Below are 25,341 nucleotides of genomic sequence, written 5' to 3' on the forward strand. Positions count from 1 at the left end.
GCCGACGCTAGCGCGCGACGGAATAGGTGAGCAACAGCGCACCCGAAGCGAACCGGCGCTCATCGACGAGCGTGAGCGCCGTCTTCGCGTACTCACCGTCGAACAGCCGTGTCCCGCCGCCGAGGAGGACCGGGTTCACGACGAGCCGCACTTCGTCGAGCAGCCCGAGCCGGGCGGCGGACGTCGCGGCCCCTCCCCCGGCGAAGAGCGCGATGTCACCTTCGAGACCGGCGAGCGCCGAAGCGTCTTCGATCAGGTGGGAGTTATGCCAGGTCGTGCTCTGGAGCGTGCGCGACAGGACGTACTTCGGCAGTTCGTGCATCCGGCGCCGCTGCGTGGCCGAGACCTCGTCCCCGGCGGTCGGCCAATAGCCGGCGAGTTCCTCGTAGGCCTTGCGGCCGAAGGCCATGCCGTCGAGCGACTCCAGCAGCTCGTCGATGTGTGCCTGGAACTCGTCGTCGGCGAACCGCCAGTCGATGTCGCCCGCGGCGTCGGCGATGTAGCCGTCGAGCGAAACGTTGACGTGCAGGAAGAGGCGACCCATGTGAACTCCTCGTACGACTTTTTGAACACCTGAACAAGAAGTCAAGGTACACTTCTTGAACGCACTGTCAAGAAGTCGTAGGATGCTGCCATGCCACGCACGGGACGGCCGCGATCCTTCGACGAAGACCAGGTGATCGGCGGAGCGCTCGACGTCTTCTGGCGGCAGGGTTACTCGGCCACGTCGATGCGGGATCTGAAGGAGGAGCTCGGCATCCTGCCAGGAAGCCTGTACGCCGCGTATGGCGACAAGCACGCGCTTTTCCTGCGAGCGCTGGAACGCTACGCGGCCGGCACCGCGAACCAGGCGGACGCTCTCGCCGAAGGCCCGGTTCTCGCACTTCTGCGCGAGCTGCTGCTCAGTGTCCTGGAAGCGGCGCGGGAAACCCCGGGACGCGGGTGCCTGCTGGGCAACACCGCCGCCGAACTGCTACCCGCCGACGAAGCCGCCGGAAAGATCGTCCACAGTGGATTCGAAGCACTGGAAACCGGTATCACGCAAGGACTCGAAGCCGCACAGCGCGCCGGCGAGATCCGCGCGGACGTCGACTGCGGGACGCAGGCACGGCTCCTGCTCGTCGTCATGCAGGGCCTGCACGTGGTGGCCAGGGCGGAGGCGGATCCGCGCCGCCTCACCGACGCGGTCAACGCCGCTCTGGCGCCCTTGACAACGAAGTGACCCCTGGGCAACACCGCTGCCGGTGTTGCCCAGCCGGCCGGATCACTCCTCGAAGCCGTCGCCGCCGTCGAAGGCGTCCTCCATGACTTCGCCGAGGATCATGCCGCCGACCACTCCGGCCGCGGCACCGGCGACCATGCCGCCCATCCCGGGACCACGCCTGCCGTGGTGACCGTGATGTCCGTGGTGGTCGTGATCGTGGCCGTAGTGCTCCTGGTGCCCGCCGAACATGGCGTGCCCGCCGCCGGACTCGGCGACCTTGGCCAGCCAGCCGTCGATGGCCGCGGCCCAGTCGGTGCGCAGAGCCTCCTCGTGCGAGACGTGGAAGCGGCCGAAGGAGTCACCGCCGGAGCGGAACATGCCACCACGCCGGTCGGCTTCCAGCACCACGACGAGGTCGTCGGGGCCGGCGACGAAGGTCAGCTCCACCTGGCTGACGCGGCCGGCGTAGCGCGACGGCGGGAAGAACTCGATCTCCTGGAAGAACCCGAGCTCCTGCCGGACGCCGTGCAGCTGCCCGGCTTCGACGTCGGCGCTGCGGAAGGAGAAGCCCAGCTCGCCGAACGCCTCCAGCACCCGATCCTGCGATTCCAGCGGGCCGACCAGCACCGGGTCGAGGTCGCCCTTGTCCGGCGCGCCGGCGATGACGAGCTCGGTCCGCACTCCGACGACCATGCCCGGCAACTCCCGTCCGCCGACGGCGCTGATCGGCGTCTCCCACGGCAAGGCGAGCTGGAACGGGATGGTGGTCAGCTGCCCCGCCGTCACCTTCACCTTGCGGCCCGCGCTGACCCGCAGGAACTCCGCGGTCCCGGCACGCTCGTGGTCGCCGCGCTCCACCTCGACCCTGGTGACCAGCGAAAGCAGGATCTCCTCGATCTGGGCGTCGCTCGAACCGCCCTGGATGCGGACCTGGCCGGTGATCACCTCGCCGGGAACGGCGTGCGGTGAGTCGAGCACGGTGTCGACGGACGGGCCGCCGACCCCGAAGGCGCTGAGCATCCGTTTGAACATCAGGGATTTCCTCCGCTGGGTACTGGAAAAGGAGTGCCGGAACACTCGACTACTACCGAGATCCGCCGTCGCCCGCCAGGCAAACCGGGTTAAAAAACCCTAAACGGGCGCGACGTCACTACCTTCGCCGGATCGACTGAAGGCTCCCTTCGCCGCGTCTGATGCGACGAAAGGAGCCTTCAGTCCTGGTCAGGCGCGAGGGGGTCGTGAGTGGCGGCGTTCTCCTGGTGGTGAGGGCCTCCTTTCACGCAGGGCGTGACTCGCGTGCTTGGTGACGTAACTCGCGTATCTGGATGCCGCACTCGGTGGTACGGAGTCTGAACACGCGAGATCCGGGTCTGAGCACGCGAGGGCGATGTCGCGTCACCCAGCCCCCCGCCTCACCCGAGACACGACACGTTTGCCTTACCTCTCAATAGAACCCGAATCGCCACTCACGACCCCCGGCACCGACCACGCCACGTTTGCTCCTGTTCGGGGTGAGCCCCCCACCCCCGCGAAAAAGCGGGTGGACCCCGCCGCCGGGGTGTGGGTCCCGGCGGCGGGAGTCCACCCGCGTTTATCTCCCTCCGCAGCGGCTGTCCGTCACTCCGCGCGCCACAACGCGGGTGTGGACGGCGGCTCCCAGCCGGGCTGGGCCGTGTGCGCCTGCAAGCACACATAACCGCGACCGCTGTAGGTGACCCGGGTACCCGCGGAATAGCCGGTTCCTGCGGCCCAGGTCGTCCCGCCGGGCGGGTTGGAGGTCGAAGTCGACGTCGTCGGCGTCGTCTGCGTCGTACTGGTCGGCCGGGTGGTCGACGTCTGCGGCACGTTCAGCACGAAGTCGAACGCGGCCTGCCTGCCGGGAGGCGCGTCCCGCACGGTCATCAGCAGCCGCGGGTCGAAGATCGAGTCGGTGTTGTTGCGCGGCTCGTTGGGGAAGTAGAGCTGCGTGGTCAGCACCGGCCTGCCGGGGGCCTGGACCTTGACGTGGATGTGCCGCGTACGACCGGGGTACAGGCCGGGCACGATCGTGCTCAGCGAGAACGCGCCCTGGTCGTTGGTGAACTGGTGACCGCGGAAGGTGTACCCCACGTTGTCGTAGGCGCCGTTGACGTCGGCCTGCCAGAAGTCCAGCAGCACCCGCGAGATCGGCAGGCACCCGAGACCGAAGACGTAGCCGGAGACGGTGAGCCTCGTCCCTTGTGTGTTCGGCGTGACGAGCGACGTCCGCTGCGGGGAATTCGGCTTGAAGTAAGGACCTTCGGTCTGCGGCGGGGTCGGGTCGTCTCCGTCGTCACAGGCCGGGGTCAGCTCGGGTGCCTGGCCGCTCGCGACGGTGGTGCGCGCGAGCGCGGGGCCGCCGATCAACGCGACCGGGGCGGCGACTCCGGCGGCCAGTGCCGCCTTCAGCACAGTCTTTCGGCTGAGCTTGTTCTCTTCGTCCATACCTGCTCCTCGTGGGGGCTTCGGGAATCACCCTCGACGGTATGGAGAAGATCAGCTGCGGACGATGGACTGACTTGGTCAGTCGTGGTGAATCTCCGGGGCCGCGTCACCGGTCCGGCGATAATCGCCGGGGCTCAGTCCCGTTTCACGCCGGAAGAACCGGCAGAAATACGCGGGATCCGCGAATCCGACCCGGCTCGCGACCTGCCGGACGGTGAGATCCGTGCCGAGCAGGAACCGTTTCGCCTCCCGTGTCCTCGCCTCTCGCATCAGTTGTGCCGCCGTCCGGCCGGTCGCTGTTTTCACCGCGTCGGTCAGATATCCCGGCGTGACGCCGATGCGTTCCGCGAGCGCGCCGACCGACCAGAGCCCGAGGTCGGGCCGCCCGAGCAACCGGGCGAATTCCGTGCCCACCGCCTGAGCCCTGGCCGGCGGACGTGGATCCGCCAGCCCCGGGAGCCGTCCCGCCCGCACGATCAGCACGTGCATCAGGGCTCGCAGCACCGAATCGGTCCCCTGCCCGCCACAACGGAATTCCTCGTCCAATTCCGCGACCAGCCGGGCCGTCTCCTCGGCCGCGCGTTCGTCGAGCCGCCACGGCTGCTGGCTCAGCCGACGCAGGGTTTCGCGATCCGCCGGATGTTCGAGCAGGAAATCGTCGGTGAACAACACGACGAATCCGCTGAGATCGCGGGCATCCCAATGATGTACCTGCCCCGGTGTTATGACCGCCAGTTGTGGTGGCCCCAATTCCCAGCGCGTGAAATCGATGACGTGGTCGCCGGTGCCGCCGGTGACGTGGACTATTTCGTAGAACGTGTGCCGATGCGGGAACGCCGCCCGCGACATCGGCCCGATCGTGTCGAAGGTGCCGACCGTGAACGGCAGGGCGTCCGGCGCGCGGACCTCCAGCCGATGCAGCGGCAATTCCCCCGCCTTCGGTTTCAGGCAGGGCGTCCTGGGCAACACCGTCGTTCCGCGCATGGTCCGGTCCCTTTCACCACACTGGGAATGAAAAGTCTAGACCAATGCGTGGTGCGCTGACTGCCGACGGAAGTCGCTTCTCGCCCGACCGGTACAGTCGAGATCATCGACGCACGTCCGAAGGGTCACCACGCGATGTCTCCCACCAAGTCGCGCGGTCGGGCCCGGTGGTCACTCGGCGCGTTCGCCGCACTGGCACTGGCCTGTGCCGTGGCCTTGGCGACGGCGGGCGATTCCCACAGCGACCTCGAGATCTACCGATTCGGCGTCGACACCCTGTGGAACGGCGGCGACCTCTACGGCGCCTTGCCGCTTTCCGAGGCCGGTATCCCGCTGCTGTTCATCTATCCGCCATTCGCCGCGCTGGTGCTCACGCCGCTGGCGCTGATGCCGTGGACCGGCGCGGTGCTCCTGCTGTTCGCGCTCAGCCTGGGCGCGCTGGGGATCACCTTCTACGCGATCACCCGCACACTGTGGCCGTCCGGGGACCGGCGGAGGGCGATGCTCGTCGCGTCGCTGGCGATCACTCCGGCGCTCTTTCTCGAACCGGTCCGCCAGACGCTCGGCTTCGGCCAGATCAACCTGCTGCTGATGGGCCTCGTCGCGGCCGACTGCCTGCTGGCGCGGGGCCGCTACCGCGGCATCGGCGTCGGTCTCGCCGCCGCCATCAAGCTGACGCCGATGGCGTTCCTGTTGTTCTTCTTGATACGCAAGGACTTCCGCGGCGCGCTGACCGCGATGGGCACCTTCGTGGCCGCCTCGGCCGTCGCGTTCGCGGTTGCTCCGGAGGCCTCCGCGGGCTACTGGTTCGGCGGGCTCGCCGGGGCGTCCGGGATCAGCGGCACCTCGTTCCACACCAACCAGACCCTGCAGGCCGTGCTGGCGCGGTTCGGCGCCGACTCGGCGAAGCCGCTGTGGATCGTGCTCACCTGTGTGCTGCTGGTGCTGGTGACGCTGACCATGTACCGCTCGGCGATCGTGCCGGCGCTGCTGCTGAACGCGACGTTCGCCCTCCTGATCTCGCCGACGTCGTGGTCGCATCACTGGGTGTGGATCGCTCCGGCACTGTTCACCACCGCCGCTTATGTGGTGCTTAAACGCCGTCCGGTGGTCTGGCTCGCCGTCACCGGGGTCGTCGCCGCGATCTTCGTCGCGGCGCCGTTCCGGTACTTCCCCGCGTTCGACCGGCCGGGCCAGACGTGGACGACCGCCCAGCAATGGCTGGGAAACTGCTACGTCCTCGCGGGCCTGGTGTTCGTCGTCGTCTCGGCCGTGCTCGCGCTGCGGAAAGGACCTCGATGCTCGACCTGACCGGCACCACCACCCTCGTCACCGGCGCCAGCGGCGGTATCGGCCGCGGCATCGCCCTGCGTTTCGCGGAAGCCGGCAGCACCGTCGCCGTGCACTACCACCGTGACGAGGCATCCGCGCTCGCCGTCGTCGAGCGCATCCGAAAGGCGGGCGGCATCGCCGAGACCTTCGCCGCCGACCTCACCGACGACGGCGAATGCCACCGTCTCGTGGCCGCCGCCGCGGCCTGGACCGGCCAACTGGACACCCTGGTCAACAACGCCGGCGTGCAGCCTGTCGAACCCCTGCCCGGGATGTCGGCGGAAAGCTGGCGCGCGGTCCTCGACGCGAACCTCACCAGCGCGTTCTCCTGCACGCAAGCCGCGGCCGAAGTGATGAACGGCGGCAGTATCGTCCACATCGCCTCGATCGAAGCGGCCCAGCCCGCGCCGGGACACGCGCACTACAGCAGCGCGAAGGCCGCTTTGGTCATGCACGCCCGCGCCGCCGCACTCGAATACGGCCCGCGCGGCATCCGCGTCAACGCCGTCTCCCCCGGCCTGATCGACCGCCCCGGACTCGGCGACGCCTGGCCGGACGGCGTCCGACGCTGGCACCAGGCCGCGCCGCTGGGCAGACTCGGCACGCCCGACGACGTCGCGAACGCCTGCCTGTTCCTCGCCTCGCCGCTCGCGGCGTGGATCACGGGGCACAACCTGACTGTGGACGGGGGCGTGTCGGCTCGTCCGACATGGTGATCGGGTACGCCCCTATTCCCGCTTTCTCCGAAGCGCCTTCGCGCTCTTAAGCCGCTTCGCTGCTTTCTCCGCACGTGCATTTCGGATTCTTTTCACGCTAGGCCGTTCGTGCTCGCACGCCTGTTCGATTCGGTGTATCGTTGAGGTCGTGGCCAGCAACGACGCAACCCCGACGACGCCCACCGAGTGGTGGCGCGTCGACACCGCGACGCTGCACGCCCGCAAACAAGAACTCGAAATCATCAAACGACAAGCGGATGCGGAACAGAACGCGATCCTCGCGGAAATCAATTCCCGCGGCGTGCGCGGATGCAGCGGCCATTCGACACTGGCGGCGCTGATCTTCGAGGACTTCCACGTGACGGACAAGGAAGCCAGCGCCCGCGCCGACCGCGTCCTCGCCCTCCACTCCCGCCCGGGTATCGGCGGAGACCCCGAACCGCCCCTAGCACCCCTGACGGCCGAAGCCGCCGCGGAGGGCGCGATCGGCGGCTCCCAGATCGACGCCATCATCCGCACCCTCGCCCGCATCCCCTCGACTGTGCCCGAAGAGGACGTGCGAGCCGGGGAGAAGATCCTGGTCGACCTGGCTCGTCACGCGGGGCCGCGGCAGATCGTCCGCGCCGGACGCCGCCTGCTGGACGAACTCGACCCCGACGGCAAAGAACCCCGCAACGAAGACCCCAAAGACACGCGGCCGGAGCTGCGGTTCGTCAAACACCGCGACGGCACCCTCGGCCTCAAGGCCAGGCTTGACCTGGAAACGTATGCCCGGCTGAAGTCGGATCTGGATCCGATGGCCAAACCCCATAAAGCCATCGATGGTGTTCGTGACTCCCGGACTCAGGACGAACGCTACGGCGACGCCTTCACCGACTACGTCCGCCTGAAAACCACCAGCCGCAACCTTCCCGGCCAGGCGGGCGAGGCGACCCACATTTTGGTCACCATGTCCTACGACGACCTCATCCGGGACATCGGCGAAGCTCACCTCGATCTCGTCGGGCCGATCAGCGCCACCGACGCGAGGATCCTCGCCTGCGACGCCCGCGTCCGACCCGGCGTCCTCGGCACCGCAGGCGAACCCTTGGACATCGGCCGCTCCAAACGCACCGTCTCCCTCGCCCAAAAATACGCACTCACCCTCCGAGACGGCGGCTGCGCCTTCCCCGGCTGCGACATGCCCGTACCCCGCTGCACCGCACACCACATCGTCTTCTGGCGCCACCACGGCGAAACGAAGATCGACAACCTCGTACTGCTCTGCACCCGGCACCATCGGCTGATCCATCGCAGCGAATGGAAAGTCCAGATCGCCCAAGACGGACTCCCCGAATTCACCGCCCCCACCTACCTCGACCCCACCGGAACACCAAGGAGAAACACCATGCACCTCAGGATTTAGGCCGATGAGCTTCCCCCGGTTGTCCGGACACCTTGGCGTTGCCCCGGTCTCCGGACCATCGTCTGTGGAGTGTCAGGCGGGTTGTTGTAGTTCGTGGAGTCTCTCATATTCGACTGGGGTGAGGTATCCGAGTTTGGAATGGCGGCGTTGCCGGTTGCGGAAGGTCTCGAGGTACTGGAAGATCTCGTTGGCCAATTCGGTCCGGGTTTTCCATTTCCGGCGGTCGAGGAGTTCGGTCTGCATCTTCGACCAGAACGACTCCATCATCGCGTTGTCGTAGCCGTCACCGACGGTTCCGAGCGAGGGCATCAGCCCGGCTGCCTTGACTCGGTTGGTGAAGGTCCAGGACGTGAACTGCACGCCGTGGTCGGAGTGAAAAACGGTGCCAGGATCAGGATTCCGGTTGCTGATTGCCATCTCCAGGGCGTTCACGACGAGCGTGGTGTTCTGGCTGTTGTCGATGGACCAGCCCACGATTTTGCGACTGAACGCGTCCAGCACCGCGCAGCGGTAAAGCTTCCCTTCCCGAGTGGGATGCTCGGTGATGTCGCACACCCAAAGCAGATTTGCTTGGGTGCGCAGGAAATTCCGGTTGACCAGGTCCTCGCTGCGGACCTCGATCTTGGGGTTCTTGCGGGTCTGCCGCCGCGGAATCCCCGCCAGCCCGGCTGCCCGCATGAGTTTGGCGACCGTCTTGCGGCTGACCATGATGCCCATCCCCAGGCGCAGTTCGGCGTGCACCCGTGGTGCGCCGTAGGTGCCGCGGGAGCGAGCATGGATCTCGGTGATCACCCCGGTCAGCCATTCCCGACGCAGCGCCGCCGGCGAGATCGGCCTCGAGCGCCACTCATAGAAACCGGAATGACTCACCTCCAGCAGCCGGCAGGCCATCTTGACCGGTAGCCCCCGCTCCGCGAGCCGGGCGACTACCGGGAACGCCCTTTTGGGTCGCCCTTCAGCTCCTCGTAGATCTTCGAAGCCTCGCGCAGGACCTCCAGCTCGGTCTCCAGTCGGCGGATCCGTCGCTTCGCCGCCACGAGATCGGCGTGCTCGGTGCTGCTCAGCCCTGGACGTTCACCGTGGTCGATGCGGTCCTGCTTGACCCCGTTGTGCAGGCATGACTCGCTGATCTCGAGCTCACGTACGGTCTCCCTGACCGACTTGCCAGCCCGGACCAGGGCGACCGCCCGAGCCCGGAATTCAGCGGGATAAGCCTTCGGCATGATCGACAGCCGTCCAGACGACAAGCCATCTACTCCACAAACCCGAGTCCGTCATCTGGGGGCAACGCCACCGACCCCTGTGAACCAGCCGCCGAAACGAGCTGTCGAACCTCAGCTACCCGTCCAGAAACCGGGGCGGCTGAACGACACCGAGCCCGCATCCTCGGCCCATCGCGCCAACGAGCAACCGAGCCTCAGCCACCTGTCCGGGAACCGAGCCAACGGCGCCATCATCGGCTTCGGATTTCGGTCCCTCGCCTCAGGTTCGTCACCAGCGCTGTCGACTTTCCCGTGACGGCGGCCGCGAGTGGTCGTTCGAGACCAGGAAGGCGTGCCAGGCGAAGCAAAAACCGGCGCGCCTGGAGCAGGAACGGGTTCGCGGGCAGGAACCATCGGGCGCCTCGGCGGGCGACGTGTTGCTTCTCCTTCACCACCGGGCGGACCAGCTTTTCGTACTGTGCGAAGGCGGCTTCGATCGAGGGTGCTCGGGTGAGTTGTTCGGCAAGGACGAATGCGCCCGCGATCCCGAGCGAAGCGCCTTGGCCGGCGAGAAGGGAGACTGCGTAACAGGAATCGCCGACGAGGACGACCCGGCCGCGGCTCCAGGACGGCATCTCGATCTGCGCGACCTGGTCGTAGTACACCTCGCGAGGAGGCGGGCAGAGATCGAGGGCCTTGGGCACCGCCCAGCCGAGCGAGCCGTAGTTCGCGCGGAGTGCCGCTCGCGCGTCGTCGGGCAGGGCCGGATCCGTCGTGCGGTGCACGGCGAACGCCGCGAGTTTGCCGTCGCGGAGACCGTAGAAGCCCATCTGTCTTCCGATGGTGTCGGTCAGGCAGAACCGCTCCCCCACCTGCGCGCGGATCTCCTCATCCTCGAAGACGAAGGCTGCTGTGTGGAAACCGAGGTAACGCAAGTACCGGCTCTCGTCACCGAAGACGAGCCGTCGCACGGTCGAATGGATTCCGTCGGCCCCGACCAGCAGGTCGGCTTCGAGCGTCTCGCCGTCCGCCAGGGTGATCCGCACGCGGTCACCGAGGTCGTCGACGCCCGCGACGCCGGCGCCGAACCGGACGTCCACTGTGGACGGAAGCTCCGTACGCAGGACGCGTTCCAGGTCGGGACGCATGATGCTGCGGAGCCTGCCTCGCACCGACTTGGCGAACTGGACGTAGTCGATCGCCGCCCGGCGGCGGCCACGTTCGTCCAGCAAACTCGCTTCGTTCACCTGGTATGCCACGTCTTCGACCTGAGGCAGCAGGCCCATCTCCTCGACCGCGTCGAAGCCGGGGCCGAAGAAATCGATCATGTAGCCCTGCTCCCGCGGGCCCGTGGCACGTTCCAGCACCACGACGTCGACGTCCGACGACGCGAGCCGGTGCGCCAGCGCCAGTCCGGTGATCCCGGCACCGCAGATAGCCACCTTCATCGGGGTTCCTCCCTTTCGGTTCAGCCGACCAGTCTGCGCAGGACGGACGGAGAGATGTCGCGGCCGAACTCCGGGCCGAGCGCGCGATGCAGCAGAAGCCCGTCCACCGCGGCGAAAAGCACCGCGGCCGTGTCTTCGGCTTCGGCCACGCCACGTTCCGCCAACCAGCCGCCGAAACGGGTGCGCATACCGGCGAGGAGTTCGCGGATGCCCTCACGCAAGGTGTCGTCGCGGGTCGCGGTGAGGTAGGCCTCGGCGAACAGCAACGACATCGGGTCGGTGCCGGAGTACTCGCCGACCGACGCCAGCAGCGCGTCCACCGCGCCGGCGGGCGTCTCGACGGTTTCCAGTGCCGGTTCGAAGGCGACGGCGACCTCGCGCATCGCCCCCAGTACGGCCTCGATCAGCAAGGCCTGCAGCGAGGGGAAGTGGTAGTGCACGACGCTCGGCGTGACACCCGCGCGGTCGGCCAGGATCCGGGTGCTGACCGCCGACCAGCCGAGTTCGGGCACGAGCGCGACGGCCGCTTCGAGCAACCGCCGCCGCACGGCCTGACCACGTTCCGCCGCCGGGGATCCTGCCATCGTCGCCTCCTAGGGCGTTCGTCCTGTACGAATGCCCTGATCGTATGCCCGGATCCGAGTACAGCGCAAACTCGGTGGTCACAGTGCCGTTCGCGCGACGCGGCAAAAATGACCTCGTCCCGGCTGGGCGCCCTCGCGAGGCTTGCTCTTCCGAACTCATCTTTGGAGGAACCATGGTCTCGAAGCCCCGCGTCGCACTGGGAGCGCTCGTACTGCTCGTGCTGGGGGGCGGGATGATCGCGTTGCTGGTCGCGCTCGAGGCGGACGCCTTCTGGGTCAAGACCCTGCCGGGCGTCGTGATGGTGGGCGCGGCGGTCTTCGCCCAGTCCCTCGGCTTCTTCAACAAGGCGCCGAAGGACTAGACCGGGGCAACCTTCCGGCCCCATGGCGCGTTCTCCCAGCACAGGGAGGAGGCGCCATGGAGATCATCGTGGTGAACGAATTGGGTGTCCGCGCCGTGGTGCTGACCCTTCGCGCCAAGGGATCGGCGCTTCGCTTCCGGTTGTTCCCCATGGTGCACCTCGGAACGCAGGCCTACTTCGATGCGGTCCGGCGACAGGCGAACGACTGTGACGTGGTGGTGGCCGAAGGAGTCGGTGACGCCGGCTCGGTGTCCCGGATGACCGCGAGCTACCGGCTGGCGGCACGGAACAAACGCCTCGGACTCGTGGTGCAGGACCTGAAGGCCGACAGCTTCACCGTGCCGACGATCCGTCCCGACCTCGACGGTCCGGCGTTCTCCGAGGGCTGGCGCCGCGTCCCGCTCGGCGACCGGCTGATGGTGTCGATCCTGGCGCCGGCACTGGGCACGTTCCTGCGGGGCTTCGGCACGCGCGGCATGTTGGCGCGGTTCATGACCGTCGACGACGAAGACGACTCCTGGGCCGATTCCGCCGAGGCCATGCCCGAATTCGACGACCTGATCGTCGGCAGCCGCGACAAACTCCTCGTGGACGCGCTGGCCGGACTGCACGAACAGCGCGGGCACGAACCGGTGACGATCGGCGTGGTCTACGGCGCCGAACACATGCGGGCGGTCGTCCGCGAACTCCGTACCCGGTTCGGCTACGTCGTGCGGGACGCGGAATACGTCACCGTGTTCACCCTCTGACGGGAGTCCTTCAGACGCGCTGAGGCGCGAAGGTCCGGCGGTAGTCCTGCGGGGAGACCCCGACGACCTTGTGGAAATGGTGGCGCAGCAAGGCTCCCGAGCCGAAACCGCAGCGGCGCGCGACCTCGTCGATGCCCATCGTCGTCTCCTCCAGCAGCGACCTCGCGTGCAGGACCCGTTGCGTCGAAAGCCATCGATGCGGGGTGGTGCCCGTCTCGGCGACGAACTTGCGGGCGAAGGTGCGCTCGGACATCCGAGCCCGGCCGGCGAGATCGGCGACGGAGTGGTCGTGGGCGATGGTGTCGAGCATCCAGGTGAGCACCGGCTGGAGGCTGTCGCCGGTGCACTCCGGGATCGGCACCTCGACGAACTGACGTTGCCCGCCCTCGCGCTGCGGCGGCACCACCATGCGCCGGGCGATCGCGGTGGCCGCGGCGGAGCCGAGTTCGCGCCGGACCAGATGCAGGCAGGCGTCGATGCCTGCGGCCGTTCCGGCGCTGGTGATGATGTCGCCGTCGTCGACGAAGAGGACGTCCGGATCCAGCTGCGCCAACGGGAACCGGTTCCGGAACCTGGTGCTGTGCCGCCAGTGGTTCGTGCAGCGCCGCCCGTCGAGCAGGCCGGCGGCGCCCAGCACGAAAGCGCCGGTGCAGACCGAAAGCAGCGTGGCTCCCCGCGCCGAAACCGCGCGAAGTGCTTCGAGGACCGCGGGCGGATACTCGTCACGCACGTCGCAGGCGGGGACGACGACGAGGTCCGCGTCCTCGGTCGCTTCGAGACCGTGTTCCGGGGTCACCTTGACGCCGTGGCCGAGACTGAGTGGCTCTCCCGCGCGCTCCCCGCACACGCGGAAGTCGAGCAGTGGCACTCCGTCATCGGTGCGGTCGTAGCCGAACACCTCGCAGACGACACCGAACTCGAAGGGGGCGAAGTCGTCCATCAGCACCACGGCGACGCTCTTCAGCATGGTCCGAGCATAGCTGGCAGGATCTTGACGCACAACGACAGAACTGCCACTTTTGGCAGGATGTCTCGTGGCGCAAACTTACTGCCATGACCGCAATCATCGTGACCCTCGCCCTGATCGCCCTCGTCACCTACCTCCTGAACCGAAACCACACCCGGCAAGGACGGCCGGACGTCGCCGGTGGCGACCCGCTCACCAGGCCCTTCTGGAGGGGCGGCACCACAGTCTGAAGCCATTTCGAAGGCCACGATGTCGATGACCCGGTGTCACGAGAGACACGTTCCCCGCCGGGGCCGCTGACGAAGCCCGCATCCGCCGAGGTCAAACCGCATATACCGGTTTAAACCACTTCCCCCGCATTTTCTGCCGGTTACCAGTTTTCTGGTTAGGGTGCAGTGGTGCAAACGGGTTAACTCGGGCGGAAGGAGATCGCGCTGTCATCGGCGCGTGGCTGAACATGAGTTCGCAGGACGGTAAACAAGCGGAAGAAGAGGTAGGCGCGGAGACCGCGGCAGACCTCGCCCACGCACCGGATACGACAGGCCCGGGCCATCCGCCCGATGAGCACGTCCCCCTCGACCTCGCCTCCGAACGCCCCGCCAAGACCGACCGGACCGTTTTCGGTGTGGCCGCGGCACTCGCGCTCGCGATCATCGTCTGGGGTGTGCTGGCCCCGGAAAACCTCGCCAGTGTCGCGTCGACTCTGTTGAACGACGCCGTGATCCCGTACGGCGGCTGGGCTTTCGTGCTGACAGCGAGCGGTTTCGTGCTCTTCGCGGTCTGTCTGGCCATAAGCCGCTACGGCCGGATCCCGCTGGGCGGGGACAAGGAACTGCCCGAATTCCGGACGTCGTCGTGGATCGCGATGATGTTCAGTGCCGGCATGGGCATCGGCCTGATGTTCTTCGGGGTGTACGAACCGGTCTCCCACCTCGCGAGCCCGCCTCCGGGCACCGCGGCCCCGAATTCCGACGAAGCCGTCCACACCGCGATGGCGACGACGTTGTTCCACTGGACCGTGCACCCGTGGGCGATCTACGCGGTGGTCGGTCTCGCGATCGCCTACAGCACCTTCCGCAAGGGCCGCACCCAGCTGATCAGTTCGGTGTTCGCGCCGCTGATCGGCAAGCGGCGCACCGAAGGCCCGCTGGGCAAGGCGATCGACATCATGGCGATCTTCGCCACCCTGTTCGGTTCGGCCGCGTCACTCGGCCTCGGCGCGCTGCAGGTCGGTGGCGGGATGGGCGCCGTCGGCTGGATCGACGACCCCGGCAAGGGCCTGCTGGTCGCGATCATCGCGATCCTCACCATCGCGTTCATCGCTTCGGCGGTTTCCGGGGTGGCCAAGGGGATCCAGTGGCTGTCCAACATCAACATGGTGCTCGCCGCGGTGCTCGCGGTGTTCGTGCTGGTGGTCGGGCCGACCGTGCTGATCCTCAACATCGTGCCGGGCGCGATCGGCGACTACTTCCGCGAGCTGGCCGAGATGTCCGGCCGCACCGGGATGACCGGTGGCGCGGAGATGCAGACCTGGCTCGGCGGCTGGACGGTCTTCTACTGGGCCTGGTGGATCTCGTGGACGCCCTTCGTGGGCATGTTCATCGCGCGGATCTCCCGCGGCCGCACCATCCGGCAGTTCATCTTCGGGGTCATCGCGATCCCGAGCATCGTGAGCCTGATCTGGTTCGCGATCTTCGGTGGCGCGGCGATCAGCAGGCAACGGGCCGGGACGGACATCGCGGGCGCGGGCAGTGCCCAGTCGGCGACGTTCGAACTGCTCGAGACCCTGCCGTGGTTCATCCCGATCGCGATTCTGGTGATGATCCTGGTGTCCATCTTCTTCGTCTCCGGTGCCGACGCGGCGTCGGTGGTGATGGGCACCTTGTCGCAGCGCGGAAGCGTGCATCCGAAGAAGACCGTCGTGATCTTCTGGGGCGTGCTGATGGGCGCCGTCGCGGCGGTGATGCTGCTGGTCGGCGGGAACAAGGCGCTGACCGGTCTGCAGAATCTCACCATCCTGATCGCGGTGCCGTTCGTGTTCGTGATGGTCGGGTTGTGCGTGTCGGTCTGGAAGGACCTGCGCAACGACCCGCTGATGAAGCAGGAAGACGCGATGATGTTGTCGCTGAAGGAACTGCACGAGGAACGCACCAACAGCCACGGTGGACGCCGTCGCATCCTCGGGCGGGCGAAGCAGCGCTCCTGAGCTGAATCGTGTGAAGGCCCCCTTCCCTCTGCCGAGCCGAGGGAAGGGGGCCTTCACGCGTGTCAGGCGCGTCCGATGGCCACGAAAGCGCACAGCGCGAGGTAAGCGAGATCCAGCAGCGCGACCATGGGCTCGCGGCGGCGCAGCCGTACGACCACGGCGCCCGCCATGACCAGCGCCAGTCCCAGTGCGGCCAGCGGCACGAGGCCCGGCGCGATGTCGAGCAAGGCCGGGAGGACCAGGCCGACGGCGCCCAGGATCTCGACCAGCCCGATGAACTTCACGGTGCCGGGGCCGAAATCCAGTACCCAGCCCGCGGCCGACCCCACCCCGGCGATCTTTTCCCTTTGCAGGAACAGTTTCCCGATGCCGGACACGAGATACATGACGGCAAGCAGCCAGGCGACGATCCACAGTGCGGTGTCCATCAGTGCCCCGCGAACTGGCCCGGCGTGTAGTCGCCCGCCGGCTGCCGGGTGATCACGTTGAGCCGGTTGAAGGCGTTGATGAGCGCGATCTGGGTCACCAGCGCCACGAGCTGTTCGTCGTCGTAATGCTTGGCGGCGGCCGCCCACGCCTCGTCGGTGACACCGCTGCCGTCGGCGAGACGGCAGCCCTGTTCGGTGAGTTCCAGCGCGGCGCGTTCGGCCTCGGTGAAGACCGTCGCCTCGCGCCAGCACGCGATCAGGTTCAGCCGGGTCGTGGTCTCCCCCGCGTGCGCCGCGTCCTTGGTGTGCATGTCGAGGCAGCCCGAGCAGCCGTTGATCTGGCTGGCCCGGATGTTCACCAGTTCCCTTGTCGCCAAAGGAAGTTCGCTGCCGTCGAGGACCTTCGCAGCCGAAACGAGGTGCTTCACCAGCTTCGGCGCGAGAGCGGTCTTGAGGAATTCGAGCCGTGCCTGCATGGGATTTCTCCTTCTCGTCGGTGTTCACTTACTTCGACGAGGAGGACTCCCGAGAGGTAACACCCATGGCCGCGAGGCGACGCGGGTCACTCACGGACTCGATTTCGACGATGCGGCCGTCGACGATGGTGCAGGACATCACGCCGAGCAGCTTGCCGGTCTTGCTCCACGACACGATCCCCGCCTTGCCGTCGACCAGCGCGGGACGGGTGGTGACGGCGGCGCGCGCCCCGCGTTGGACCCGAGTGGCCACCTCGGCCGCACCGAGCCGCACGACCTCGCCGTGCCTGGTCCGCGAACGCCACGTCACGTCGGGGTCGAGTACCTCGATCAAACCGTCGAAGTCTCCTTCGCGCGCGGCCGCGAGGAACGCCTCGACGACAGCGCGCTGCCGCGGCTCGTCGGCCGGGCGCTGTCCCCGCACCTTCCGGCGGGCCCGGCTGGCGAGCATCTTGGCCGCGTCGGCGGATTTGCCGAGGATGTCGCCGATCTCGGCGAACGGGACCCCGAACAGATCGTGCAGTACGAAGGCCAGCCGCTCGGCCGGGCCGAGGGTGTCGAGTACCACCACCAGCGCCACGCCGACCGATTCGGCGAGCAGCGCGTCCTCTTCCGGCGAGTCCTCGAGTACGAGCAGCTCGGGCGGCTCCTCGTAGGAATCCTCGGGGCGGGTCTTGCGGGAACGCAGGACGTCGATGCAGACGCGGCCGACGACGGTGGTCAGCCAGCCGGACAGGTTGTCGATCGTGTCGGCGTCCTGGCGGGCCAGCCGCAGCCAGGCCTCCTGGACGGCGTCCTCGGCGTCCGCGCGCGAACCGAGCATCCGGTGTGCCACGGCCACCAGACGCCCGCGCTGCTCCTCGAACGCGCTGGCCAGGGCTTCACCGGTCATGTCGATACCTTTCTCGCGCCGAATCCGTCATGGACATGACGGGCGCGACGCGAGAAAGGTAACCGAATCCGGCTCAGACGTCCCGGATGGGCGTCTTCACGGTCTTCTTCATGCCGGGGTTCTTCGTCTCCGGCTTCTTCTGGGGCTCCGGCTCCGCGGTGGAGCCGCCGATGCCGGAGTCGATCGCCGCCGTGACGATCAGGTTCCGCTCGTCGGACGAGATGGTCTCGCCGTCGAGGAGCTCCTGCGTCACGGCTCGCACGTAGGTCACGAACTGGTCGTTCGACGAGTAGTCCGACTCGTCGTCGATCACGTCGTTGATCGTGCAGCCGTTGCCGGTGTCGCGGTTCTCGACCTGGCTGTCCGCCGTGCCGAGGATCACGGTGTCACGGACGTCGGAGTCCGGGCAGGCGTCGGGGCCCGGCGGCGAGCCGACGATGGTGAACGCGCCGCCCTGTTCCGCCGAGACGTTGCCCGCCTTGTCCGAGGCGCGGTACGCAAGCGTGTGCGTGCCGAGCTCGGTCACCTTCACCGGCGCGGTGTAGACGGTCCAGGCCCCACCGTCCAATTTGTACTCGATCTTGTCCACACCGGACCCGGTGTCGGTCGCGGTCAGGTTGATGGTCGCGTCTTCGATGTACGACCAGCTTCCGTCCAGATCACCGCTCACCACCACCGAGACGGCGGGCGCGGTGCTGTCGTCGCCTTCGACGATGGTGAACGTCGCCGTGCCTTCCGCCGAGACGTTGCCCGCCTTGTCGGTGGCGCGGTACTTCACCGTGTGCGCGCCGACGACGGTCAGCGCGAGCGGCGCCGAGTACGTCAGCCACGGGCCACCGTCCAACTGGTACTCGACCTTGCCGACACCCGAACCGGCGTCGGTCGCCGTGAGGGTCACGGTCGCCTTGCCGACGTAGTTCCCGGCGGTGTCCTTGGTCCCGGTCACCTCGGAGGTCACCGTCGGCGCGGTGGTGTCACTGCTGACGATCGTGAAATGCGCCATGCCCTCCGGCGAGGCGTTGCCCGCCTTGTCCGAAGCGCGGTACGAGACCATGTGCATGCCCGGCGCGGAGACCGCGACCGGAGCGGTGTACGCGGCCCACGCGCCTTCGTCCACTTTGTACTCGACCTTGTCGACGCCGGTGCCTGCGTCGGTCGCGGTGAGCTTCACGGTGGCGGTGTCGAGGTAGTTGCCCGCGGTGTCCTTGGTTCCCGTCACCTCGGAAGTCACCGTCGGCGGAGTCGTGTCACCCGGCTGTCCGGTGACGACCGTGAACGACGACATCCCTTCCGGTGAAACGTTTCCTGCCTTGTCCGACGCGCGATAGTGGACCATGTGCGCACCGGCCGCGGAAACCACCACGGGCGCCGTGTACGCGGTCCAGGCACCGCCGTCGAGCTGGTACTCGACCTTGTCCACACCGGACTGGCTGTCCGAAGCGGCCAGGTTCACCGTCGCGGAACCGACGTAGTTCCCGGCGGTGTCCTTGGTTCCGGTGACGTTCGCGGTCACCGTCGGCGGAGTGGTGTCGGCGCCGCCGCCGTCGGTGACGACGAACTCGCCGAACATCTTGCTGTGCCCCTGGATCGTGCAGTAGAACCGGTACTTCCCCGGGGTCAGCGTCACGGTCGCCTGGTGCTCGCCGTTCTTCTCGTCATAAGGGTTGGCGAGGATATTGAGATTGACGTCGTGGTTGTAGCCCGGCGTCGACGTGTCGAACGTCAGCGTGTGCGACATCGTCGAGCCGAGCGCTTCGGTGTTCTTGAACAGGATCGTGGTCTCGCCCGCCACCGCGGTGGCGGGTGCGCTGAGGTAGTGGTCGGTGCTGTCGCCCGCGGTCCATTCCAGGGTCTGGACGGGGGCGGCGACGGCGGGGGCGGAGGAGCTCGGTAACACCAGGCCCAGTATCGCGAGCGCCGCGGCGAGCAACGCCGCGACGAGGGTTCTTGGGGACATCGCAGGGAAACCTTCCGTACAGGGGACACCGGCCGGGCACGCGAGACCCGCGCGCCCGGCCGGCTTTCGCGCTACAGCTGCCGCACCCGGATGTTGCGGAACTCCATCAGGTCGTTGTCACCGTGGTTCTGCAGACCGATGAACCCGCTGACGAACTGCCGGAAGTCGGTCGACGGGTCGCCCGCCCGCGACGAGTTGATCCCCGGCGCGTTCTCGAACTCGTTGATCACGACACCGTTGCGGATGATCGTGTACTTCTGCCCGACGACCTTGACCTCGTACTCGTTCCAGGTCCCCTTCGGCTTCACGCCCGCCTGGTCCAGCGGCCGCGGGTCGAAGTTGTAGATCGACCCGGTCTTCTGCGGTTCGCCGGCGGCCCCGTCGTACAGCTGGACCTCGTGGCCGCAGTAGATCGCGACCCAGGCCTGCGACGTCTTCGCGGAACCGACGGTGCCGCAGCTGCCCGGCGGACGCTGCTCCACCGGCGTGCGCGGATCCGGGAACCGGACGAACACGCCGCTGTTGGCACTGCCTGCCGGCGCGATGTCCTTGAACTGCAGCTTCACCGAGAAGTTGCCGAACTGCCGTGCGGAGTACCACAGCATGCCCAGCCCGCCCGACGGTCGCAGTGACCCGTCCGGCTGGATGGCGAACTGCCCGGACGGCGCCTGCGACCAGTTGCGGAACGATTCGGGCGTGCCGTCGTAGATCGCGTCGTAGCCGGTGACGCCCTTGTTGCCGATGGGCGACGCGGCGGCCGCGGCGTTGATCTTGTCCGACTCGGCCGCGTTCAGCACGCCGAGATCGCCGAGCCGGTCCACGGCCTGGGTGACGTGGTTGACGAAACCGGCGTGGGAGGTCCACGTGCTCTCGTCGTCGATCATGTCGTCGACCGTGCAGCCGCCACCGGCGTTCCGGTTGGTCACCCCGGTGTCGGTGTCGCCGATGGTCACCGTGGCACCGGAATCCGCCACGAGACACCCGATGCTCACCGAGTTCCGTGCGGTCACCGTCTCACCGTTCGCGTAAGTCACGGTCAGCTTGGCGGTGTACAGACCCGTGCGCGGGTAGGTGTGGCGCGGGTCGGGCTGCGTCGAGATCGTGCCGTCGCCGAACTCCCACTTGTAGGAGACGCCGCCGGACTTCGACCCGGTGAAGGCCGCGGTGAGCGGCTTGTTCTGCACCATGGTCGACGCCGCCGCGGCGGACGGGGTGGCCTCGCCGCCGGTGTAGCTGATCTTCAGCAGCTTCTGGTTGTTGGTCAGGGTGAAGAAGCCGCCGCCGTAGTCGAGCACGTACAGCGCGCCGTCCGGCCCGAACTTGGCGTCCATCCACTGGTTCAGCTTGGTGTCGCCACCACCGGTCGGGATGATCTGCCGCACGGTCTCGGCGAACAGCGGCGGATCCTGCTTCGGGACGCCGTTCGGGTCGACGGTGACCGCGATCCGGTTCTGCCCGTTGCTCTGGTCACCGATGAACCACTTGTCGTTCCAGTACGACGGCCACGCCACCCCGCTGTTCGTGTTGACCAGTTCGCGGTGGTACGTCGGCCCGGTCATGACCGCCTGGCCGCCGCCCTTGAGGTAGGGCTGCGTGTAGGTGGCCTCGGCCGCGTTGTACGTCGGGACGGAGCTGTTGGGCCGGTTGGGGAACACCGGTCCGCCGCCGTCCGGCGCGTACCAGATCATGTTCTTCTTGACCGGCGGCAGGTTCACCAGGCCGGTGTTGCGCGGCGAGGTGTTGACCGGGTTGTCGCAGTCGTACCAGCCGGTGAGCACCGCGGCGTCGGTGCTGCTGCGGTCACGGTACGGCTGCTTGTTGCCCATGCAGTACGGCCAGCCGTGGTTGCCGGCCTCGGTGATGATCGTGGCGGTCTCGTACTTGGCCGGGCCGAGTTCCGGGCTCGGCGAGGTCGCGTCCGGGCCGACCCACGCGGCGGTCAGCCAGTTGGTCTTCTTGTCGACTTGCAGACGCGAGATGTTCCGCACGCCCATCACGTAGATCTCGGGCCTGGTCTTGTCACCGGGGTCGTTCGCCTCGGGGAACAGGTTGCCCGCCGGGTTGGTGTAGGTACCGTCGGCCTCGGGGTGGATCCGCAGGATCTTGCCGTTGAGGTCGTTGGTGTTACCGGAGGTACGGCGCGCGTCCTGGAACGAGACGCCCTTGTAGTCCTGGGTCCAGTTGTTGCCGGAGTACCCGTTGGAGCCCTGCGACGAGTTGCTGTCGCCGGAACCGATGTACAGATTTCCGTCCTTGTCGAAGTCCATCCCGCCGCCGGCGTGGCAGCAGCTGTGGACCTGGACGTCCCACGACAGCAGGTCCTTGCGGGTCGCCTGGTCCAGCGTCTGGTTCTTCAGGTCGTAGGTGAACCGCGAGACCGTGCGCTTGCCGATCCGCTTGTCGATGTCGACCGACGCGTGCGGCATCCAGTAGGCGTACATGAAGCCGTTCTCGCTGAACTTCGGGTCCAGCACGAGACCGAGGAGGCCTTCCTCGTTCTTGACCAGTTCGTCGCCGCTGCCGCGGTTGCCCATCACCTTCAGCGTGGTGAGCAGCTTCGGCTTCTTGGTGACCGGGTCCCACTGGTGGATCGTGCCGCAGCCGGCGCCGATCTCGGGGTTGGTCCAGTCGTTCGGCGCGGGCACCGAGTTGCCGGCGCAGGCCGCGCGGCCGATGTAGAAGACCCGGCCGTTCGGCGCGATGGTGAGCCCGTGCGGCTCGCCCATCTGGTCCAGCTGGCCGGTCTGGTTGATCCCGGTCAGGCGTTCGACCTTGTAGTTGGCCGCGATCCCCGCCTTGCAGTCACCGCGCACCATGCCGGTGGTCCACTTCAGCGCGCCGAGGAGGTGGCTGCGGAACTGGGCTTCGCCGTAGCTCGCCTCGGTCCGGCCCATCCCGGTGTAGAAGGAACGTCCGCCGTCGTAGTCACGGCACCACGAGACCGGGTGGAAGGCGCCGTTCGCGCCGACACCGGGCTTGTAGGTCGATTCCTCGACCTGCGCGACCGTGTGCACGGTGCCGACCGGGTTGACCTCCCAGTTGAGCCACCGGTCGGTGCGGACCCACTTCTGCGGCAGTCCGGCGGTGGCCGGGTTCGCCTTGTCTAGGACGTCGACCGTTGCTTCGGCAGGCGGGCTCTCCGGCGGCGGCGGGGTGGTCGAGTTGTCCTTGTACAGCTTGAAATCGGCCAGCTGGATGAGCGGGTCACCCGCGTTGGCGGTGATGTTCAGCCGGTAGTTCGCGTACGCCGTGGTGTTGGCGAAGGTGAACTTGCGGCTCTGGAACGTGTCGGTGAACACCTCGTTGGTCCGGGTGTCCAGATCGGTCCAGGTGGTGCCGTCGTTCGAACCCTGCAGGGTCCAGTTCTTCGGGTTACGACCGGGGAAGTCGTTCGCCGAGACGAGGTCGTAGCTGCTGACGGCGACCGGGGCGGCCATCTTGTAGGCGACCCAGCCGGTCGGCTGGAAGGTCAGCCACTTGGTGTTCTCGTTGTTGTCGGCCAGCTTTTCCTTGGTCTCGTTGGGCGGGTTCTCCGCGCTCGCGGTGACCGAGGCGACCGCCTCCGGCGTGGGACGCGCCCCCACCGGACGGGCACCGATCAACCCGGAGAACCACTGCGAACCGTCCTGGGCCCGCGCGGCGTCCGACAGACCGAGGAAGCCGCCGCCCGCCTTCATGTAGGCCTGCAGCGAGGTTTCCTGGTCGCGGTTCAGCGTGATGCCTTGCGCGGACAGGAAAACGACGCCGCGGTACTTCGCGAGGTTGGCCTGCGTGAACACCGCGGGGTCCGAAGAGGACGAAACGGAGATGCCGTTCGCCTGGCCGAGGCTCGAGATCGCGTCCGTGGCACGCAGGACGGGATCCTTCTGGTCCGCGGCGGTGCCGTGGAAGACCAGGACGTTGATCGGGACGTTCGTCGCGGCTTCGGCGGTCACCGGTGCGATGGCCAGCGGAAGCCCGGAGGTGACGACGGCGCCGACCGCCAGTGCGGCCAGCGAACGTCTGCGGAGCCGACGTTGCGAAAATACTCGTCTCAAGTTCTCGCTCCTTTCAAGACTGGTGGTGGGTATGGGCCGAAGCGCCGGTGGCGTCCGGAGTGGACGTCGGATGCTGGTGTCCCTTGAAGCGGTCGATCGCCTCCTGGGCGCCCGCGGGCATCCCGCCGTCGGCGTTGCGGACCAGGAACACCCCCGACATGCCGTCGTCCGAGTGCTGCTGGACGTGGCAGTGGTACATCCACGCGCCCGGCCCGACGCCGTCACCCGCGATCACCTGGAACCCGAAGGAGTTGCCCGGGTCGAGGGTCTTGTTGTCGAGGATCGGAGCGTTGTCGGTCGCGCTGGTGAGCATGCCGGTGCGGGTGTCCGCCCAGCGGTGCGCGTGCAGGTGGAAGGTGTGCATCAGGTTGCCGTGCCCGATGCAGATGAACTCGACGCGTTCGCCGAGATTCGCCTCGAAGATCGGCGTGTTCGGGGCGACCTGGTGGTTGATCCACATTTCGGTGAACACCACGGTGAACTGCTTGCTGGGCAGCAGATCCCCGCGTTTGCGCACGATCAGGCCGCCGTAGAGACCCTTCATCAGGCCCACGGTGCCGTGGTCGCCGCCGAACGCGTGGTCGTGGTAGTGCCAGTACCCCGCGCTGCCGGGCATCCAGAAACCGTTGGCCGCCTGGTAGGCCGTCCGGGTCTTCCAGGTGTAGGTCTTGGTCTCGTACGGCTTGTTGAAGGAATCGTTGAACGGCGAACCGTCCGACTTGGTGTCGTAGTTGACGCCGTGCGGGTGGATCGAGAGCCGCTGGTCGGTGTTGTTGACCAGCTCGATCACCAGCGTGTCGCCCTCGTAGCACTCCAGGAGCGGCCCGGGGATCGTCGGCTTGCCGGGCTCGAGCCCGTAACCGACCCGGGTCGAACCGGGAACGTAGTCGGCGTAGACGGTGATGTTGCGGGTCATCCCGGCCGCGGCGGCCGGTGCCGAACCGGCGCTCGCGCTCACCACGACCGGGGCGATGACCCCGGCCGCGGTGCCCGCGAGCATCGATCTGCGGGACAGCCCGCGTTTGTTCTTGTCCATTGTGGATTCCCCAGCTAGAAGCGGACGTTACGGAGATAGGTGAATCCGGTCTGGGCGGTGCTCAGGGGATCCGTGGGGTTGTCGTGCTCGACGATGTACTCGGCGAGGTGGGGACGGGTGTGCCGGAAGATCCGAGGGAAGTCGATGACGCCCTTACCGGGATCGACCATCTTCCCGTCCGCGGTCCGGTCCTTGACGTGGTACTGCACCACGCGCGGGCAGTGCTGCCGGTACAGCGAAACCGGGTCCATCCCGCCTTCCACCGCCCAGAACAGGTCGATCTCCAAGTTCACGTAACGCGGGTTCGTGTTCCTGGTGAGCACGTCGTACGGGCGCACGCCGTCGATGGGCGCGAACTCGTGCGCGTGGTTGTGGTAACCGAGTGGAATACCGGCCTGGCGGAACTTCCGTGCCGCCGTGTCCATCCGGACGGCGAACTGCTTCCAGCCGTCGATGGTGTCGAAGTTCGCCCACGGCACGTTGGCGCGGGTGTTCCCGAGGACCTTCGCGTCCGCGATGGTCTTGTCGAGGTCACCGTCGATGCCGGTGTGCGTGGACGTCGCCTTGATGTGGTTCTTGTCCAGCAGACCGCGGAACTCTTCGGCCGAGCGGCCGTAGGTGCCCGCCAGTTCGACCTTCCGGTAGCCGATGTCCGCCAGCGCGGACAGCGTTCCCGGCAGATCGGCCTGCAACGCGGTGCGCAGGGAGTAGAGCTGGATGCTGATCTTCTCCACCGGGACCCGGCCCCGACCGTGGTGGCCGGCTCCCTCAGTGGCCGCAGTGGCGACGCTCGGCAGGGCTACCGCCGCGCCGACCGCGACCGCCGCCGTCGCCGCGCCGCGCAGGAGCGCCCGTCGAGAGTGGAACTGCTCAGCTTCTTCACCGCACATGAA

The 25,341-nt window shown here is 67.5% G+C and carries 22 protein-coding genes and 1 pseudogene; 8 read left to right on the top strand and 15 right to left on the bottom strand.

All coding sequences use genetic code 11. The features are described 5' to 3' along the window. Nucleotides 1–7: 7 nt before the first annotated feature. Complete coding sequence (locus tag DMH03_RS34780) at nucleotides 8–544, bottom strand: dihydrofolate reductase family protein (RefSeq protein ID WP_125796247.1); 537 nt, start codon at nucleotides 542–544, stop codon at nucleotides 8–10. 90 nt (nucleotides 545–634) lie between these two features. Here DMH03_RS34780 and DMH03_RS34785 point away from each other — a divergent pair, with 90 nt between their 5' ends. Continuing rightward, nucleotides 635–1,222 (top strand): TetR/AcrR family transcriptional regulator, encoded by a 588-nt coding sequence (locus tag DMH03_RS34785; RefSeq protein WP_125796248.1) that lies wholly within the window; start codon nucleotides 635–637, stop codon nucleotides 1,220–1,222. A 42-nt stretch (nucleotides 1,223–1,264) separates the two neighbouring features. Here DMH03_RS34785 and DMH03_RS34790 read toward each other — a convergent pair whose 3' ends face one another. The 3 genes from DMH03_RS34790 to DMH03_RS34800 all read right to left on the bottom strand — a co-directional run bounded on the left by DMH03_RS34790 (nucleotide 1,265) and on the right by DMH03_RS34800 (nucleotide 4,651). Continuing rightward, nucleotides 1,265–2,236: a sporulation protein gene (locus tag DMH03_RS34790; protein ID WP_125796249.1), complete on the bottom strand. Its 972-nt coding sequence runs from the start codon at nucleotides 2,234–2,236 to the stop codon at nucleotides 1,265–1,267. 585 nt (nucleotides 2,237–2,821) lie between these two features. After that, nucleotides 2,822–3,667: a carbohydrate-binding protein gene (locus DMH03_RS34795; RefSeq protein ID WP_125796250.1), complete on the bottom strand. Its 846-nt coding sequence runs from the start codon at nucleotides 3,665–3,667 to the stop codon at nucleotides 2,822–2,824. A 78-nt stretch (nucleotides 3,668–3,745) separates the two neighbouring features. Further along, nucleotides 3,746–4,651 (bottom strand): AraC family transcriptional regulator, encoded by a 906-nt coding sequence (locus tag DMH03_RS34800; protein ID WP_125796251.1) that lies wholly within the window; start codon nucleotides 4,649–4,651, stop codon nucleotides 3,746–3,748. Nucleotides 4,652–4,786: 135 nt separating this feature from the next. Here DMH03_RS34800 and DMH03_RS34805 point away from each other — a divergent pair, with 135 nt between their 5' ends. The 3 genes from DMH03_RS34805 (at nucleotide 4,787) to DMH03_RS34815 (ending at nucleotide 8,104) form a co-directional block, all read left to right on the top strand. Continuing rightward, on the top strand, nucleotides 4,787–5,962 hold the full coding sequence (locus tag DMH03_RS34805) for a glycosyltransferase 87 family protein (protein WP_125796252.1): 1,176 nt from the start codon (nucleotides 4,787–4,789) through the stop codon (nucleotides 5,960–5,962). Next, complete coding sequence (locus DMH03_RS34810) at nucleotides 5,950–6,699, top strand: SDR family NAD(P)-dependent oxidoreductase (RefSeq protein WP_125796253.1); 750 nt, start codon at nucleotides 5,950–5,952, stop codon at nucleotides 6,697–6,699. The genes DMH03_RS34805 and DMH03_RS34810 overlap by 13 nt, the downstream gene beginning before the upstream one ends. A 148-nt stretch (nucleotides 6,700–6,847) precedes the next feature. Continuing rightward, on the top strand, nucleotides 6,848–8,104 hold the full coding sequence (locus DMH03_RS34815) for an HNH endonuclease signature motif containing protein (RefSeq protein ID WP_125796254.1): 1,257 nt from the start codon (nucleotides 6,848–6,850) through the stop codon (nucleotides 8,102–8,104). A 72-nt stretch (nucleotides 8,105–8,176) separates the two neighbouring features. Here the strand turns inward: DMH03_RS34815 and DMH03_RS34820 are convergent. From DMH03_RS34820 to DMH03_RS34830, 3 genes and pseudogenes are all read right to left on the bottom strand, one after another. Beyond that, nucleotides 8,177–9,327 (bottom strand): annotated as a pseudogene (locus DMH03_RS34820) (IS3 family transposase). Between the two features lie 230 nt (nucleotides 9,328–9,557). Continuing rightward, nucleotides 9,558–10,754, bottom strand: a complete 1,197-nt coding sequence (locus tag DMH03_RS34825) for an FAD-dependent monooxygenase (protein WP_125796255.1) — start codon at nucleotides 10,752–10,754, stop codon at nucleotides 9,558–9,560. Between the two features lie 20 nt (nucleotides 10,755–10,774). Next, the gene (locus DMH03_RS34830; RefSeq protein WP_125796256.1) at nucleotides 10,775–11,338 is read right to left on the bottom strand and encodes a TetR/AcrR family transcriptional regulator; all 564 of its coding nucleotides are present in this window, start codon (nucleotides 11,336–11,338) and stop codon (nucleotides 10,775–10,777) included. 173 nt (nucleotides 11,339–11,511) lie between these two features. Here DMH03_RS34830 and DMH03_RS34835 point away from each other — a divergent pair, with 173 nt between their 5' ends. Together DMH03_RS34835 and DMH03_RS34840 are read left to right on the top strand one after the other, a co-directional pair. Further along, a complete protein-coding gene (locus DMH03_RS34835) occupies nucleotides 11,512–11,700 on the top strand; it encodes a hypothetical protein (protein ID WP_125796257.1) in 189 nt (62 codons plus the stop codon). 56 nt (nucleotides 11,701–11,756) lie between these two features. Next, a complete protein-coding gene (locus DMH03_RS34840) occupies nucleotides 11,757–12,449 on the top strand; it encodes a hypothetical protein (protein WP_125796258.1) in 693 nt (230 codons plus the stop codon). A 10-nt stretch (nucleotides 12,450–12,459) separates the two neighbouring features. On the opposite strand, the gene DMH03_RS34845 is transcribed toward DMH03_RS34840, so the two are convergent. Continuing rightward, complete coding sequence (locus DMH03_RS34845) at nucleotides 12,460–13,416, bottom strand: GlxA family transcriptional regulator (protein WP_125796259.1); 957 nt, start codon at nucleotides 13,414–13,416, stop codon at nucleotides 12,460–12,462. 86 nt (nucleotides 13,417–13,502) lie between these two features. Here DMH03_RS34845 and DMH03_RS42465 point away from each other — a divergent pair, with 86 nt between their 5' ends. After that, nucleotides 13,503–13,646, top strand: coding sequence for a hypothetical protein (locus DMH03_RS42465; RefSeq protein ID WP_199749137.1), 144 nt, complete (start codon nucleotides 13,503–13,505; stop codon nucleotides 13,644–13,646). A 227-nt stretch (nucleotides 13,647–13,873) separates the two neighbouring features. Beyond that, on the top strand, nucleotides 13,874–15,622 hold the full coding sequence (locus tag DMH03_RS34850) for a BCCT family transporter (protein WP_199749138.1): 1,749 nt from the start codon (nucleotides 13,874–13,876) through the stop codon (nucleotides 15,620–15,622). Between the two features lie 62 nt (nucleotides 15,623–15,684). Here DMH03_RS34850 and DMH03_RS34855 read toward each other — a convergent pair whose 3' ends face one another. The 7 genes from DMH03_RS34855 to DMH03_RS34885 form a co-directional block, all read right to left on the bottom strand. Beyond that, entirely contained in the window at nucleotides 15,685–16,050 is a 366-nt protein-coding gene (locus DMH03_RS34855) for a DoxX family protein (RefSeq protein ID WP_125796260.1), read from the bottom strand. After that, the gene (locus DMH03_RS34860) at nucleotides 16,050–16,526 is read right to left on the bottom strand and encodes a carboxymuconolactone decarboxylase family protein (RefSeq protein ID WP_125796261.1); all 477 of its coding nucleotides are present in this window, start codon (nucleotides 16,524–16,526) and stop codon (nucleotides 16,050–16,052) included. Before DMH03_RS34860 ends, DMH03_RS34855 begins: the two co-directional genes overlap by 1 nt. Before the next feature lie 28 nt (nucleotides 16,527–16,554). Next, a complete protein-coding gene (locus DMH03_RS34865) occupies nucleotides 16,555–17,418 on the bottom strand; it encodes a sigma-70 family RNA polymerase sigma factor (RefSeq protein ID WP_125796262.1) in 864 nt (287 codons plus the stop codon). 73 nt (nucleotides 17,419–17,491) lie between these two features. Then, nucleotides 17,492–19,375 carry a copper-binding protein gene (locus DMH03_RS34870; protein ID WP_125796263.1) on the bottom strand — a complete coding sequence of 628 codons (1,884 nt, stop codon included), beginning with the start codon at nucleotides 19,373–19,375 and terminating at the stop codon, nucleotides 17,492–17,494. A gap of 71 nt (nucleotides 19,376–19,446) precedes the next feature. Then, entirely contained in the window at nucleotides 19,447–23,412 is a 3,966-nt protein-coding gene (locus DMH03_RS34875; protein ID WP_125796264.1) for a ThuA domain-containing protein, read from the bottom strand. A 13-nt stretch (nucleotides 23,413–23,425) separates the two neighbouring features. Then, entirely contained in the window at nucleotides 23,426–24,448 is a 1,023-nt protein-coding gene (locus DMH03_RS34880) for a multicopper oxidase domain-containing protein (RefSeq protein ID WP_125785813.1), read from the bottom strand. Between the two features lie 14 nt (nucleotides 24,449–24,462). Then, entirely contained in the window at nucleotides 24,463–25,338 is an 876-nt protein-coding gene (locus DMH03_RS34885) for a sugar phosphate isomerase/epimerase (RefSeq protein WP_125796265.1), read from the bottom strand. Nucleotides 25,339–25,341: the final 3 nt, after the last annotated feature.

Source organism: Amycolatopsis sp. WAC 01376 (genome assembly GCF_003947415.1).
Classification (GTDB): Bacteria; Actinomycetota; Actinomycetes; order Mycobacteriales; family Pseudonocardiaceae; genus Amycolatopsis.